Raw genomic sequence first — 14580 nt, forward strand, 5'->3', positions numbered from 1 at the left:
GACGATCAGCAACGCCGCCGGTTTCCGTCAGATCACGTCCGGTCGTCCTCGACGGGTGCGGCCGTGCACACGTGCTCGTCGAGGATCCGCTTGCGACGCGCGGTCGGCGGGCAGAACGGCAGCGCGGCGACGATGACGACCGCTGCCGCGACCAGCGTTGCCGGGAAGCCGAACCGCGCGATCGACACCCCGGCCAGGGCCGGTCCGGTGAGCGTGCCGAGGGTCAGCGCGACGTTCACGGCGGTGAGCCCGGCCGCGGGGTGATCAGCGAACACCCGCGCGCTCCAGATCCCCTGCATGGCGGTCACGCTGACGTAGAACACGCCGAACAACACCGCCGCGCCGAGCGCCGCGACCAGGTGCGCCGACACGAGACCCAGCAGGGCCAGGGAGACGGCGAGCAAGGTGCAGGCCGCGAGGTAACCGCGGCGCAACCCGATTCCTTTGAGGACGGCTCCGCTGAAGGAGGCGATGATCCCCGCGGCACCGCACACGGCGTAGACGACGCGGGCCGTCGTCGGGCCGATTCCCGCGTGGCGCAAGGCATCCACGCAGAACGTCCACCACACCGCGCTGCCCGCCCCGATCAGGACCGCGGCGAGCAGCAACGGCCGCGACCTCGGGCAGAAGAACCACGTCCAGCTCAGCTGCGGGCGGCGCAACCGGCGGGGACGGCGCGGCGCGAACGACACGGCCATGATGCCCGCGCTCACGGCCAGCGCCACGAACACCAGCCACGCGATGCGCCACTGCCCGCCGGCGGTGATGGCGATCGGCCCGGCCAGGGCAACGCCCCAGCCGGTGCCGGAACTGATCGTCGACCACGCGACATCCCGGCGTGGCGCGGGGACCGCACCGGCCACGAGGTCGCTGTAGGGCGGGTACGCCAGACCCGCCGCCGCGCCGCCGACCAGCACGCCCACCGCGAGCACGGCTCCACTGTGGGCAGTGGCGAGCACCACCATCCCGGCCACCGCCAGCGCGGCGGCGAGCCCGATCGCCGTGCGTGGACCGTGCCTGTCGGTCAGCCAGACCACGCCGACGTTGGCCAGCAGGTACGACACGTAGGTGCAGGACGAGATCAGTCCCGCCGTGCCTGAGCTGATCGACAACTCCGCCTGCATGTCCGGCAGCAGCAGCCCGTACCCGTAGCGCGCCAACCCGAAGGTGACCGCGATCATCGCGGTACCCGGCAGCACGGTGCGGTACAGCGGCTTCGCGACCACGACCCCAGTCATGCCCGGGTCTACCCGGCAGCCGTCCTGCCCAACCGCCGGGGTCGATCACCCTCGTCGGCGCAGCACCACCGATTCCCAGGGGCGCAAGGTGATCGTCGGCAGCACCGGGTCGGCGTCCGGCAGGTTGGCGAGCACGACTTCGGCCCTGCACCACCCCTCGTCCACCGGCAGCGTGATCTCGATTGGGTCGGCGCCGAAGTTGGCGGCCACTAGGAGTTCCGCGTCCGGGGTGCGGCGCACGAAGGCCCACACCTGCTCGTGCTCGGGCACCAGCGGCTCGAACGACCCGTCGGTCACGACGGGGTCGGTGTGGCGCAGGTCGATCAGGCGCCGGTGGTGGGCGAAGACCGAGTCGGGGTCGTCCACCTGAGCGGCGGCGTTGATCTCCACGTGGTTGGGGTTGACCGCGATCCACGGCTTGCCGGTGGTGAACCCGGCCTGGTCGGACGCGTCCCACTGCATCGGGGTGCGGGCGTGGTCGCGGCTCGTGCGGGCCATCGCCTGCAGCAGTTCGGGCACGTCGACCGTCCCGCCGGCCACCGCGGCGGCGTGGAAGTTCAGGGTCTCGATGTCGCGGTAGTCCTCGATGGCGGCGAAGGGCGAGTTGGTCATGCCCAGCTCGTCGCCCTGGTAGATGTAGGGCGTGCCGCGGTGCAGGTGCAGCACGGTCGCGAGGGTCTTGGCGGCGGCGACCCGGTGCGCACCGTCGTCGCCGAAGCGCGAGACCGCGCGGGGCTGGTCGTGGTTGCCCCAGTACAGCGAGTTCCACCCGGTGCCGGCCAAGCCGGTCTGCCAGTCGGCCAGCGACGCCTTCAACGCCGAGAGCTTGAGCGGCTTCGGGTCGAACCGGTGCGCGCCGTGGTCCAGCGACACGTGCCCGAACTGGAAGACCATGTCGACCTCGCGGCGCTCGGGGTCGGTGAACAGGCGTGCGTCCTCGACCGTCACGTCCGGCATCTCGCCGACGGTGAGGATGTGGCGCTCACGCCCGGCGAACACCTCGCGGTGCATCTCGGCGAGGAACTCGTGGTTGCGCGGCCCGCAGATGAAGTGGCGGTTGCCGGGACCATAGGGCGACCCCGGCCGGGGCGGCACGTCCGGCAGCGCGAGGTTCTTGCTGATCATGTTGATGACGTCCATGCGGAAGCCGTCGACGCCCCGGTCGAGCCACCAGTTCATCATCTCGTAGACCGCGGCGCGGACCTGCCGGTTCTCCCAGTTCAGGTCCGGCTGCTTGCGGGAGAACAGGTGCAGGTAGTACTGGCCGGTCGCCTCGTCCCACTCCCAGGTCGGCCCGGAGAAGTAGGACTCCCAGTTGGTCGGCTCGGCGCCGGGGGCCCCGCCCACGTGTCCGGGTCGCGGATCGCGCCACCAGTACCAATCCCGCTTCGGATCGTCCTTGCCGGACTTCGAGGCCTGGAACCACGGGTGCTCGTCGGAGGTGTGATTGACCACCAGGTCCATCACGAGCTTCATGTCCCGTGCGTGCAGCACGGCGATGAGCTCGTCGAGGTCGGCCAGGGTGCCGAACAGCGGGTCGACATCGCGGTAGTCGCTGATGTCGTAGCCGTTGTCGTCCATCGGCGAGCGGTACACCGGCGACAGCCAGACCACGTCCACGCCGAGCTTGCTCAGGTAGTCCACTTTGGACAAGATGCCACGCAGGTCGCCCACGCCGTCACCGTTGGCATCGGCGAAGCTGCGCGGGTAGACCTGGTAGACCACCCACCGCCGCCAGTCTTGATCAACCATGGCCTCGACCTTAGTGGTGGGTTCGGCGTGCAAGCCGCGGCAGTCGCGGTCATGGTGGGGGCATGCGAGTGGCTGTGGTCGGAGCGTCCGGCTTCATCGGACAGCGGTTGTGCGTCGCGCTCGACCGCGACGGGCACGACGTGCGGGCCCTGACGCGCAAGCCGGGCAAGTACGACGGCGCGGGCACCGCTGTCGGTGCGGACGTCAGCGACCCGGCGACGCTGGGTCCGGCGCTGCGGGACTCGGACGCGGCTTACTACCTGGTGCACTCCCTCGACAGCGCCAACTTCGAGCAGCGCGACGCGCAGGCCGCCCGGAACTTCGCGGCGGCCGCGGCCGAGGCCGGCCTGAGTCAGATCGTCTACCTCGGCGGCCTCGGCGACGACGAGGACGACCTGTCCCCGCACCTGCGCAGCCGCCGCGAGGTCGAGCGGCTCCTGGGCGCCGAGGGCGTACCGGTGACCGTGCTGCGCGCGGGCATCGTGGTCGGGCACGGCGGCATCTCCTGGGAGCTGACCCGCCAGCTGGTCGAGCACCTGCCCGTGATGATCACCCCGCGCTGGGTGCACACCCGCACGCAGCCCATCGCGGTCGCCGACGTGATCCGCTACCTCACCGGCGTGCTGGGCAAACCCGAGGCGCTGGGCCGCACGTTCGACATCGGCGGGCCGGAGGTGCTCGAGTACGGCGACATGATGCGCCGGGTCGCAGCCATCGAGGGACGCCCGTTGCTGGTGTTGCCGGTGCCGGTGCTCAGCCCGCGGCTGTCGTCGCTGTGGCTCTCGCTCGTGACCAGCGTCGACACCCGCACCGGCCGCACGCTGGTCGACTCGATGACCAACGAGGTGGTGGTCGGCGACGACAGCATCAGGTCGCTGGTGCCGTTCGAGCCGATGGGCTACGACGACGCGGTGCTCGCGGCCCTGGGCGAACGCGCCAAGCAACGGCGGTCCGCATGAAGCTGCGCCGCGCGGCGATCGCGGCCACCCAAACCGTCGGCACGGCCCTGCTCACCCGGTCGCTCACGGCCGCGCCGGGATCCGGCCGGTTCTACCGCGCCACCTACGCGACGGCGGCGACCTGGACCGTGGGTGGGCTCGTCGCCGGTCCACAACGCAGCGGCGGCCGGGCCGGCGAGGGACTGGCCGTGGGCGCCGCCGCCTTCGGCGTCTTCTACGGCTGCGCCCACGTCGCACGGCGGATTCCCGTGCTACGCCGGGCGTTGACGAAGGCGTTCGCGCACGTGCACGTGGGCAGGACGCCGTGGGTTGCCGCGACGACGGCGGCCAACGGGATCGCGGAGGAGATCTACTTCCGCGGGGCCGTGCAGGAGTTGCTGGGCGCCAAGCGGGGCACCGCGCTCTACGTCGCCGCGGTCGCCGGGTCGCGCAACCCGGCCCTGGTGCTGGCCGCCGTGATCATGGGCTCGGTGTTCGCCTGGCAACGCGAACGCGGTGACGGCTTGCTCGCGCCTGCGACGGCCCACATCGCGTGGTCGATGCTGATGCTGAGGTACGTGGCGCCGCTGTTCAAGTGATCACTCGGCCGCCTTGGCCGCCAGCGTGCGGCCGAGCGCCACCCCGGCCTGGAAGCGGGTTGCCGCGTGCAATGAGTGCATCAGCTCCTGAATGCGCCGCTGCACCGTCCGCAGGCCGACGCCCAGGTGCCGGGCCACCGCCTGGTCACCGAGCCCGGCGGCGAGCAGGGCGACCAGGGTCTCGTCGGTGCTCGTCTGCTCGGGCTCGGCCGACATGGTCAGCGGCAGCGCCTGCGCCCAGGTCGCCTCGAACAGGCTCGACAGCGCGTCGAGCAAGCTGCCCTGGCGGACCACGAGCATGCCGTCGTCCAGCTGCCGCCCGGTGCGAGCGGGCAGCATCGCGAGCTCGTCGTCCACCAGCAGCAGGCGCAGCGGCACCTCGTCCAACGCCCGAGCCTCTTCCCCGGCCAGGATCGGCTCGCGCAGCAGCTCCTGGGTCTGCTCCTCGATCGCGGCGCGGCCGTAGACCACGCGCATGCGCACCCCGCGGCTCAGGCCGTCCATCTCCGGCGCCCACGGCAGCAGGTCCTCCGGGGCCAGCTCGCCGTACGGCGGCGTTTCGAACGCCCGGATCTCCGTGGTCGCGGACAGCGTCAGCAACCGGAAGCGGGCCACGGCCTCCGGCCCCGGCACCACCTCGACCGGCAGGTCGCGGCTGGGCCGCGGGGCCGCGGCGTAGACGTCGGCCAGCGCGCCGATGCGCGCGCGAGCCTGATCCAGGCGGTGCTCGAACTGGGTCGCCAGCGCACGCAGCGCCAGGTCCGGCGGGATCGCCGTGTACTGGCCGGAGTCATCCGGACCACTGACCAATCCCAGCTCCACCAACGACTTCAGCGCCTCGTCCGGCTCGGGCACGAGCGTGCGCAGTTCGACAGCGGTCGCCGAGGGCCTGCGCACCAGTGCGTCGTAGAGCGCTTCCTCAGCTGGACCGATCCCCAGTACGTCCAACATGTACGCATCGTATGGCGGGATGCCGACACTGGCGGCAAACCGCCTGCATACGACCTTTACCGGCACCGGACCCGCTCCGCATGATCGCTGGCGACCGTTCCCCGGCGGAAGGCGGCGCGATGCCCGGCTCACGCAACAGATCCCGGTGGCTCCTCCTCGCAACAGCCATGGCCACCGCGTTACCAGTGGTCCTCACCCCGCCCGCGGCCACGGCCGCCCCGACACCGACGGCCAGCGCGGTCACCGCGCCCGCGATCCAGACCAAGGTGACCCTGGTGACCGGCGACGTGGTGGCGTATGTGCGCCGCCCCGGCGGTGCCGACTCGGTGCAGGTCGTGCAGCGCAGGCCAGGCATCCGCTACGACGTGTACAACCGCGCCGACGGCTGGCACGTGCTGCCCAGCGACGCCACGCAGCCGGTGACCTCCGGCCGCGTCGACGACACCCTGTTCAACGTCACCTACCTGGCGACCAACGGCTACCAGGACAGCCGCGACCAAAGCCTGCCGCTGATCATGGACTACCCAGGCGGCGCGGTGCCGGCACGCGCCGCGGCCACCCGCGCGCTGCCGGGCAGCAAGGTGACCCGGACCCTGGCCAGCGTCGACGCCGTCGCGTTCACCGTCCCGAAGCGCGACACGCCGAAGCTCTGGCAGACGACGATCTCCCACCCCTCCGCCCAGCAGCGGCAGAGCACCGGCGATGGCCGGCTGCTGCTGGACCGCAAGTACCACGTCGACCTCGCCGAGAGCGTGGCGCAGATCCAGGCGCCCGCCGCGTGGGCGGCCGGTCTCGACGGCACCGGCGTGCGGGTGGGCGTGCTCGACACCGGTGTCGACCTCACCCACCCGGACCTCGCCGGTCAGGTCGTCGAGTCGGCGAGCTTCGTGCCGGCCGAACCGGACGTCGTCGACCGGCACGGGCACGGCACGCACGTCGCGTCCACCATCGCGGGGACCGGTGCCGCGTCCGGCGGCGTCGAGAAGGGCGCGGCCCCGGGCGCGCGGCTGGTCATCGGCAAGGTGCTGGACCACGCGGGCTTCGGCACCACCTCCGACATCATCGCCGGGATGGAGTGGGCCGCGGGCCGCGCCAAGGTCGTCAGCATGAGCCTCGGCGCGCCGGCCCCGGCCGGCCCCGATCCGCTCAGCGATGCGGTGAACACCCTCACCGCCAGCACCGGCACCCTGTTCGTGATCGCGGCAGGCAACGACGGCCCGGACCGGGCGACGGTCGGGTCGCCGGGCCGGGCATCGGCGGCACTCACCGTGGGCGCGGACGACCGCAACGAGCAGATCGCGCCCTTCTCCAGCCGCGGCCCCGCCGACGACGGCTCGGTCAAGCCGGAACTGGTCGCACCGGGCGTCAACATCGTGGCCGCCCGGGCCACCGGGACCACTATGGGCACCCCGGTCAACGACAAGTACACGACCGCGAGCGGCACCTCGATGGCCACCCCGCACGTCGCGGCCTCGGCCGCGATCCTGGCCCAGCGGCACCCGGACTGGACCGGCGCGCAGCTCAAGGCCGCGCTGATCGCCTCCACGAAGGATATCGGCAAGCCGGTCAACGACCAGGGCGCGGGTCAGGTCGACGTCAAGGCCGCCATCGCCCAGACCGTCACCACCTCGCCCGCGACCCTCGGGTTCGGCGAGCTGGAGCCCGGTGTGCCGGACCAGGACACCACCGTGACCTACCACAACGCCGGGACGGCCCCGGTCACCCTGACGCTCGCTGCCCGGGTGGCCGACCCGACGGGCAAGGCCGCGCCGGAGGGCACCCTCGACGTGCCACCGTCGGTCACCGTGCCGGCCGGCGGCGCCGCGGACATCCACGTCGTGCTGCACCCGGGCAAGGTCGGCGTGGGCAGCCAGCAGGGCCTGATCACCGCGACCGCCCCGGACGGCGGGACGGTGCACACGCCGCTCGGGTTCACCAACGGCGCGGTGAAACACACGTTGTCGCTCTCGGTGCTGGGTTTCGACGGCAAGACGGTGATCGGGCAGTCCACGCTGTGGGTGCTGCCGGTCGATCGGCCGTCCGAGGGCCCGAAGGCCTACAGCCTCTACAACGGCATCACCGTGACGCTGCCCGCGGGCAAGTACTTCCTGTCGCTCATCCACTACACCGACGCCGACGGCCCCCAGATGCTCGAAACCACCGGCGTCATCTACAAGCCTGAGGTGGACCTGTATCAGGACCAGAGCCTGGTGCTGGACTTCAGCAAGACCAAGCGGATCGCCGTGCACACCGACGAGCCGGGTCTGGAGTCGGCGGTGGCCGCGACCGGCACCCGCACCACACCGGACGGCACGCCGTGGACGTTCAACGTCGGGGTGGGCTCGTGGGAGGCGAACCTGTTCGTCAGCCCGACCGAGCCGGTGACCACCGGCAAGTTCGATTTCCAGTACACCACGACGATCACCCGCAGCCAGCTCGACGTGACGGTCGGCGCCGTGACGGTGCACCCGGCGTACCTCGCGGCCTACGGCGGCGGTTACGACTACGTCGCGCCCAAGAAGCTGAAGATGTTCGATGGGCGGCACCGCTACGACCTGGTCTACGTCGGCGCCGGAACCCCGGAGGACTTCGCCGCCGCCGGTGACCTGCACGGCAAGGTGGTGCTGGGCCAGGTCGACATCCTGGCCGGCGAGGGCACCGCGTTCGCCGCGCGCGCCGTGCAAGCGGGCGCGGTGGGCTTGCTGATGTTCGACCGGGTGCGCATGACCCTGCGCGGCGACAGCGACCAGAACGAGGTCGTGCCGGTGGGCTACCTCAACCACCCCGACGGGCTGCGCCTGCTGTCGGCATTGCGGCACGACAAGGGTGCGGCGACCTTGGTGGGCAAACCGACTAGCCCGTACGCCTACCACCTGGCCTACACCGAGGCGGGCAAGGTGCCGGTCACGCCGTCGTTCACCGTGCGGACCCGCGACCTCGCCCGGTTCGACACGACCTACCACGCGAACGCGGAAACCATGTACGCCACCGCGTTCGAGCGCGGCGACATCCCGGAACCGCCGCTGGTCGAGTCGATCCGCGCGCCGCAGACCCGGACCGAGTACTACGGGCCGATCACCGACAGCACGCCGTGGGTCCGCTACACGAACACGTTCGTCAGTGACCAGTGGGAGATGCTGTCGGGGCCCGCGGTGCCGTTGCGGGCCGGATCGCGCCAGACGGATGACTGGTACGGCAGCCCGATGCGATACGGGCAGACCGAGTTCTTCAACCTGCCCACCATGCCCGCGCCGTACCTCGCCAACCGGGAAGGCAACAGCCTGTTCGTCTTCCCGCAGCTGCGTGACGGCGCCGGGCACGTCACGGCTATGCCGCCGAACGATGCGGTGCTGACCCAATCGTTGCAGCGCGATGGCAAGCCGGTCGCCGCCCTGCCTGGCTCACCGGTGACCCGGTACAACGTGCCGGCCGACAACGGCCGATACCGGTTGGACCTGCACTACGCACCGGGCAGCGACTACCGCGTGGACACCAGCTGGGAGTTCACATCCGCGCCCGGCCAGGACAAGGCGGCACCGGGCTTCCAGTGCTGGAACGACTCCGGCATGGTGCCGGTGGAGCAGAACTGCCAGGCGTTGCCGACGATCTCGGTGGACTACGACCTCGACCTGAGCCCCGCGAACACGGTCAAGGGCTACGGCTTCACCACGGTCAAGTTCCGGCCCCACCACGTCGGCGCGATCACCACGCCGATCAAGCAGGTCGCACTGTCCGCGTCCTACGACGGCGGGAAGACGTGGCTGCGCCTGCTGCCGCTGCCCTCGGGCGGTGGTTGGCGGGTCGCGTTCGCCCCGCTCCCGCGGCCCGGCGCGACGGTGTCGCTGCGGGTGCAGGCCGGTGACCGAGACGGCAACACGGTGACCGAGACGATCACCAACGCCTTCCACGTCACCAAGTAAGGCCGGCGGCGGTGGGGGGGGGCCGCGGGGGGGGCCCCCCCCCCCCCCCCCGGCCCCCCGCGGGGGGGGGGGGGGGGGCCGGGGGGGCCCCCCCCACCGCCGTGCCCAGCGCCTTTGGGAGTCGAGGGCGGCCACGGCCCGCGGGAACGAGCACGATGATCGTGGTGCGCGGCCGAAGCCGGAAACCGAAGGCCTCGAACAGCCCGTCCACATTGGACGCTCTCGCCCCGGTCGCGGATACCGGCCGCCACGGTGAACAGCAGGCGTGTTTCAGGCCTTGCCCGCGCCAGCGGGCTGTGCAGACCGCGCTGATCTCCGTGCACCCGGGAACGTGCAGTGCGGCCGCTGTGTCCTCAAGCGCGCCGTAGCGGCGGTCGCGAGCGGGTTCGCCAGGTCATGCGGACGATGGTGCCGTGGGCGTGGGCCGTGAGCTCGAACTGGCGGGTGAGCTGGCGGATGATCAACAGGCCGCGGCCACGCAGCGTCGGCCTGCCCTGCGGGGTGCGCTTCCAGTTGCCGCGGTCGGTCACCGTCACGGTCACCGTGTCCTCGTCGGTGAACGCGTACAGGTCGAAGACGCCGCCGGGCTGCTCGTAGGCGTGGTCGATGACGTTCGCCATGGCCTCGTGGGCCGCAAGACCAACGTCGGCCACCTGGTCCTCGTCCAGGCCGGTCTGGCGCACCCATGAGACGAGGCGCTCCCGAACCTGGCGGACCACCGCGCCGGTGGCGTGCAGGCCCGTCAGCCGCAGGAAAGTCCTGCTGACCGGCTGGTCTCCGCCGTTGGGTAAGGCCGGCAAATGCCTCACCCCTTCGTGCTTCGACGGCGGCGCTGATGCTACCCGCGCCCGCCGGGTACCCAGACAATCCGCCATTCTCACCCCCTCGACCGACACCACTGTCTGTAGAACGGGCGAGTTCGCGGATCGTCACGCCCACATGCGACGCAACACCTGCCCCCGTTGTGGACATGACGGGCCGGCGGCGCCTTGGTTGCGTGCTTGTGAGTGAAAGCATCAACACTGGGCAGCGTGCCCCGACCTGGGTACCTTCGGGCCGGTGCGCGGCTCAACATCATCCACCGGTCGACGTCTTGGGCTCGGCGTCCTCGTGGTGCTCGTCCTGCTGGTGGCGGCCGAGGTGTTCGTCGGCGTGACCGGCCGGGCGTCGTTCGCGCAGGACCGCAAGCCCGGGCAGGCGCTGGCGATCGTCGACCTGGTGCCGGGGCCGGAGACCGGGCCGGTGTGCCCGCTCGACAAGCGCTACGTGGACGAGCGCCCCGACGGGCTGCGCCCGGACGTGCTGGCGGCGTTCCAGCGGTTGCGGGCCGCGGCGCAGGCCCAGGGCGTGCGCATGTGCGTCAACGACGGCAAGCGCAGCATGGCCCAGCAGCAACGCGAGTTCGACAACGCCGTGCGCAGGTTCGGCACCGCCGAACTCGCCGCCCGCTATGTGCTGCCGCCGGACAAGTCCATGCACGTCAAGGGCATCGCGGTGGACGTGCAGCCGCTGGCGTCGGCGGCGTGGGTCGAGCACAACGGGCGCGCGCTGGGCTGGTGCCGCCGCTACGACAACGAGAAGTGGCATTTCGAGTACGACTCGCGCTACGTGACCGACGGCTGCCCGGCGTTGCTGCCGAGCGCGACCGGCAGCTGACCTCAGGTCGCGTGCAAGGGCGCGCGCATCGTGGTGCGCAGGCCGGCCCGGGTCGACTGTTCCAGTTCGGCCCACGCCTGACGGCCCGACACCTTGACGGTCATCAGCGCGTTGCCGAAGTGCGGTCCCGAGACCCGCTGCAGATCGATGGCATCTGTGTCGATGCCCCGCCTGCGCGCCCACCAGCGGGTCACCTTCGCCGGCGGCGCCCACCAGCCCGCCCGGAACACCAGCCGCATGTACCAAGGCACGGTGTTGTGGATCGGTGAGCAGGTCAGCTGGTGCACCGGCGCCTTCGGCTCGTCCTGGTACCGGGCACGCGCCACGTACGCGTGGTGCACGTCGCCGGACAGCACCGCGACCGCCGCCGCGTGGTCACCGGCCGTGCGCAGCAGCCGGCCGAGGCGTTCGAAGGAAGCGCGGAACGCGGGCCAGTGCTCCAGGTCGCCGGTCTGCCGGACCCACTCGGCGATCCGGCCGACCAGACCGCCCTTGCGCGCGGCCGCCTCGTTCAACGACTGCAGGTGGGACAAGGCGTTCGGCATCAACCACGGCAAGGACGTGCCAACCAGCAAGTGGTCGTAGCCGCCGTCGACCTGGTCCTCCAGCCAGCGGAACTCCTCCTCACCGATCATCGATCGAGCGCCGCCGGCCAGGATCCGCCCGGCCCGGGAGTCGATCACCAGCAGCCGCACCGAGCCGAAGTCGCGCCGGTAGGACCAGCGGGTCCCCTTCGCGCCGTCGGCCTCGCGGTCGGCGTGGTCGGCGAACGCCCGCAACCGCTCGGCGTTGTCCTCGCCGGAGGTGAACACCTCCTGCACCACCTTGTTCGACGCGAGCTCGTCCGGGCCGAGGTTGCCGATGTGCTGGTAGACCCAGTACGACATCAGCGCGCCCCGTATCCGCTCCGGCCACCAGGACAGCCCGGCCATCCGGTCGCGCCAGTTCTGCGAGGTGTTCCAGTCGTCGCGCACGTCGTGGTCGTCGAAGATCATCGACGTGGGTACGGTCGACAGCAGCCAGCGCACGTCACGATCGCGCCAGGCCTCGTGGTAGAGGTGCGTGAACTCCTCGAAGTTCGCGATCTCGGTGCCCGGCGGGACGTCCGGGTCGCGCCGGCGCGATCCAGCGCTTGGTCTCGTCGGTGGTCTCGTCGGCGTAGATCTGGTCGCCGACCATGAGCAGCGACTGCGGCCACTCGCGCTCGTCCTGCCCCGCCATCCGCCGGGAGTACGCGCCGAGCGCGTCCAGGCCCAGCGCGTCCTCCTCGTGCGGTTTGCGGCACGAACCGAACACGATGCGGAACCGGTCACCGTCGGCGGCCAGTGTGCGGATCCGGCTCGGCGGCAGGCCGCTACCGGCCTGCGGCCACACCACCTCGCCGTCGAGCCGGACCGTGTAGGGCAACGCGCGACCGGGTTCCAGCCCGGTCAGCACCACCAGCGCGTAGTGGTGGTCCTCCACCTGGAAGGTCGGCGTGCGCTCGTTCGGACCACCGCCGAGCTCGACGGCGACCTCGGCGGGACCACCGGTCTCCACCCAGATCGTCGCCGACGTCTCGTCCACGTGCCGCAAGACCGGTCCAAGAAGAAGCTCCGCCATTGGGCGATTTTCGCAGAACCGGTGGCACGCCACCGAAGTTGAGCGCGCCGCCCGGTCACGACCGGTAGCGGAACAGGATCCGGCCGCGGTTGAGGTCGTACGGGCTGACCTCCACGAGCACCCGGTCGTACGGCAGGATCTTGATGTAGTTCTTGCGGATCTTGCCGCTGATGTGGGCCAGCAGGTGGTGCCCGTTCTCGAGCTCGACCTTGAAGGTGGCGTTGCGCAGGCACTCGACGACGGTGCCCTGCACCTCGATGCCCTTCGACGACTTGGTCATGGCCGCACCTGCCCATCCAGGAGCAACTCGAGGGTGCTGCTCGACCGCCGCGCACCGATGCCCTCGAAGAGCGCCGTCGCCGCCGCGGCGGACTCGGTCACGTCGGCCCAGGCGGCGCCGATCCCCTTGCGGTGCAACAGATCCAGTACATGGGCGAGCAGAGCACGCGCCACTCCCCTGCGTTGGTGCTCCCGGCGGACCGCGAGCAGCCCGATGCGCGGCTGCCGCGACACCGGACCCAGCCGGCACAGCCCGGCGTACTGGCCGGAACGCATCGCCACCGTGTACTTGGCCGGGTCGAGCACGGTGACGCCCGCCGGGCGGGGCAACACCTCGGCCGGCATGTCCGGCCAGCCCGTGCCGACCTCGTCGCGGATCGAGCGGTCGAGCGCGCGCAACAACTGCTCGTCCGCTTGCCCGGCGGGCAGGATCGTCACCTCCGGCAGGCTCGCGCCCAGCCCGGTGAGCGCCGGATCGGTGGGCACGAGGTACTCCCACTCGCGGCGGCGGACGGTGAAGCCGGCCCGCCGCCACTGGGCGGTCAGGCCCGCGTCGGCCTCATCGACGATCGTGTGCAGTGGACGTGGGAGCTCGGCCAGCACCACGCGGGCGAGCTGGTCGAAGACCACGTCGTGCCAGACGTCGATGCTGAGAAAGGTGCGACCGTCGGGCCGCCGCGTCGCTTCGGCGCGACCGACCACCCGGTCGTCGGCCAGTGCGTGCCAATGGCGCTCGGAGACCCGGGTGATCTCCTCCGCGCGCACGCCGAGGGCTGAAGTGGATTCCATCGTGGTGCCTTTCGGGATGCCTGTTCGGGGCTCCCGGCGACACCTCTTTCAGTCACCCAACCGTGAAGGCAAGGGGGAGCACCCACGTCGATGCAGCGTTCATGGGGGCACACCTCCTCAGGCCGGTCACGGTCGAACGCACGGTACCAAGCCGTTCGCCGGCTCCGCCAACGGTTTAAGTGGACCTCCGGAATCCACGATCAGTGGCCGTTTGGACCAGGCCACTTGCGCCCTAGCGTGGCCACATGCGTGATGAATGGTTCGACCGGCCAGTCCTGAGTGGACGGCACGTGCGCCTGGAACCCCTCACCCGCGAGCACGCGCACGGCCTGCTCGTCGCGGGCGGCGACCCGACGGTGTGGACGTGGTTGTCCGTGCGCCAGCCACAAGACGACGAGGCCGCGCTGGCCATGGTGGACGCGACGCTCGCCGACCCGAACCGGCGCGCCTGGGTCCAGGTCGACACGGCCACCGGCGCGGTGGCCGGCACGACGTCGTACTACGAGATCGATCCCCACCACCGCGGCCTCTACATCGGACACACGTGGATCGGCACGCGCTGGCAGCGCACCGCCCTCAACACCGAAGCCAAACTCCTTTTGCTGACAAGGGCGTTCGACGTCCTCGGCGCGAACCGGGTCGGCTGGCACACCGATCACCGCAACGAGCGGTCGCAGCGCGCCATCGAGCGCCTGGGCGCGACGCGCGAAGGCGTGCTGCGCGCCCACCGGGTCCGGCCGGACGGCACCCTGCGCGACACCGTGACCTACTCGGTCACCGCTCCCGAGTGGCCCGAGGTGCGCGCCCGGCTGACCGCCCGGCTCGACCGCGACCAGGCGCCGGTCGGCTGACCGGC

The 14580-nt window shown here is 71.3% G+C and carries 13 protein-coding genes; 5 read left to right on the forward strand and 8 right to left on the reverse strand.

The genetic code is table 11. From position 1 onward, the window contains the following. Positions 1-32: 32 nt before the first annotated feature. Positions 33-1238 carry an MFS transporter gene (locus tag EV186_RS09935; RefSeq protein ID WP_133848949.1) on the reverse strand — a complete coding sequence of 402 codons (1206 nt, stop codon included), beginning with the start codon at positions 1236-1238 and terminating at the stop codon, positions 33-35. A 45-nt stretch (positions 1239-1283) separates the two neighbouring features. Beyond that, positions 1284-2990 carry a glycoside hydrolase family 13 protein gene (locus EV186_RS09940; RefSeq protein ID WP_133848950.1) on the reverse strand — a complete coding sequence of 569 codons (1707 nt, stop codon included), beginning with the start codon at positions 2988-2990 and terminating at the stop codon, positions 1284-1286. A 62-nt stretch (positions 2991-3052) separates the two neighbouring features. Between EV186_RS09940 and EV186_RS09945 the strand changes: the two genes are divergently transcribed. Then, positions 3053-3949, forward strand: a complete 897-nt coding sequence (locus EV186_RS09945; RefSeq protein WP_133848951.1) for an NAD(P)H-binding protein — start codon at positions 3053-3055, stop codon at positions 3947-3949. Beyond that, positions 3946-4527, forward strand: a complete 582-nt coding sequence (locus tag EV186_RS09950; protein WP_133848952.1) for a CPBP family intramembrane glutamic endopeptidase — start codon at positions 3946-3948, stop codon at positions 4525-4527. Before EV186_RS09945 ends, EV186_RS09950 begins: the two co-directional genes overlap by 4 nt. Here EV186_RS09950 and EV186_RS09955 read toward each other — a convergent pair whose 3' ends face one another. Then, positions 4528-5478 (reverse strand): hypothetical protein, encoded by a 951-nt coding sequence (locus EV186_RS09955; protein WP_133848953.1) that lies wholly within the window; start codon positions 5476-5478, stop codon positions 4528-4530. A gap of 167 nt (positions 5479-5645) precedes the next feature. On the opposite strand from EV186_RS09955, the gene EV186_RS09960 reads away from it, so the two are divergent. Next, a complete protein-coding gene (locus EV186_RS09960) occupies positions 5646-9398 on the forward strand; it encodes a S8 family peptidase (RefSeq protein WP_133848954.1) in 3753 nt (1250 codons plus the stop codon). Positions 9399-9751: 353 nt separating this feature from the next. On the opposite strand, the gene EV186_RS09970 is transcribed toward EV186_RS09960, so the two are convergent. Continuing rightward, on the reverse strand, positions 9752-10207 hold the full coding sequence (locus EV186_RS09970) for an ATP-binding protein (RefSeq protein WP_166659098.1): 456 nt from the start codon (positions 10205-10207) through the stop codon (positions 9752-9754). 250 nt (positions 10208-10457) lie between these two features. Here EV186_RS09970 and EV186_RS09975 point away from each other — a divergent pair, with 250 nt between their 5' ends. Further along, positions 10458-11054: a D-alanyl-D-alanine carboxypeptidase family protein gene (locus tag EV186_RS09975; RefSeq protein ID WP_133848956.1), complete on the forward strand. Its 597-nt coding sequence runs from the start codon at positions 10458-10460 to the stop codon at positions 11052-11054. 2 nt (positions 11055-11056) lie between these two features. Here the strand turns inward: EV186_RS09975 and EV186_RS09980 are convergent, their stop codons facing one another. The 4 genes from EV186_RS09980 to EV186_RS09990 are packed head-to-tail and all read right to left on the reverse strand — an operon-like array spanning position 11057 to position 13724. Beyond that, positions 11057-12139 carry an alkaline phosphatase D family protein gene (locus EV186_RS09980; protein WP_341815031.1) on the reverse strand — a complete coding sequence of 361 codons (1083 nt, stop codon included), beginning with the start codon at positions 12137-12139 and terminating at the stop codon, positions 11057-11059. Then, a complete protein-coding gene (locus EV186_RS40690) occupies positions 12084-12656 on the reverse strand; it encodes a DUF7800 domain-containing protein (RefSeq protein ID WP_341814484.1) in 573 nt (190 codons plus the stop codon). Before EV186_RS40690 ends, EV186_RS09980 begins: the two co-directional genes overlap by 56 nt. 55 nt (positions 12657-12711) lie before the next feature. Continuing rightward, positions 12712-12936 carry a translation initiation factor IF-1 gene (gene infA / locus EV186_RS09985; RefSeq protein ID WP_133848957.1) on the reverse strand — a complete coding sequence of 75 codons (225 nt, stop codon included), beginning with the start codon at positions 12934-12936 and terminating at the stop codon, positions 12712-12714. After that, positions 12933-13724, reverse strand: a complete 792-nt coding sequence (locus EV186_RS09990) for a GNAT family N-acetyltransferase (RefSeq protein WP_133848958.1) — start codon at positions 13722-13724, stop codon at positions 12933-12935. Before EV186_RS09990 ends, infA begins: the two co-directional genes overlap by 4 nt. Before the next feature lie 245 nt (positions 13725-13969). Between EV186_RS09990 and EV186_RS09995 the strand changes: the two genes are divergently transcribed. After that, positions 13970-14575: a GNAT family N-acetyltransferase gene (locus EV186_RS09995; RefSeq protein ID WP_133848959.1), complete on the forward strand. Its 606-nt coding sequence runs from the start codon at positions 13970-13972 to the stop codon at positions 14573-14575. Positions 14576-14580: the final 5 nt, after the last annotated feature.

The organism is Labedaea rhizosphaerae (assembly GCF_004362825.1).
GTDB lineage: Bacteria > Actinomycetota > Actinomycetes > Mycobacteriales > Pseudonocardiaceae > Labedaea > Labedaea rhizosphaerae.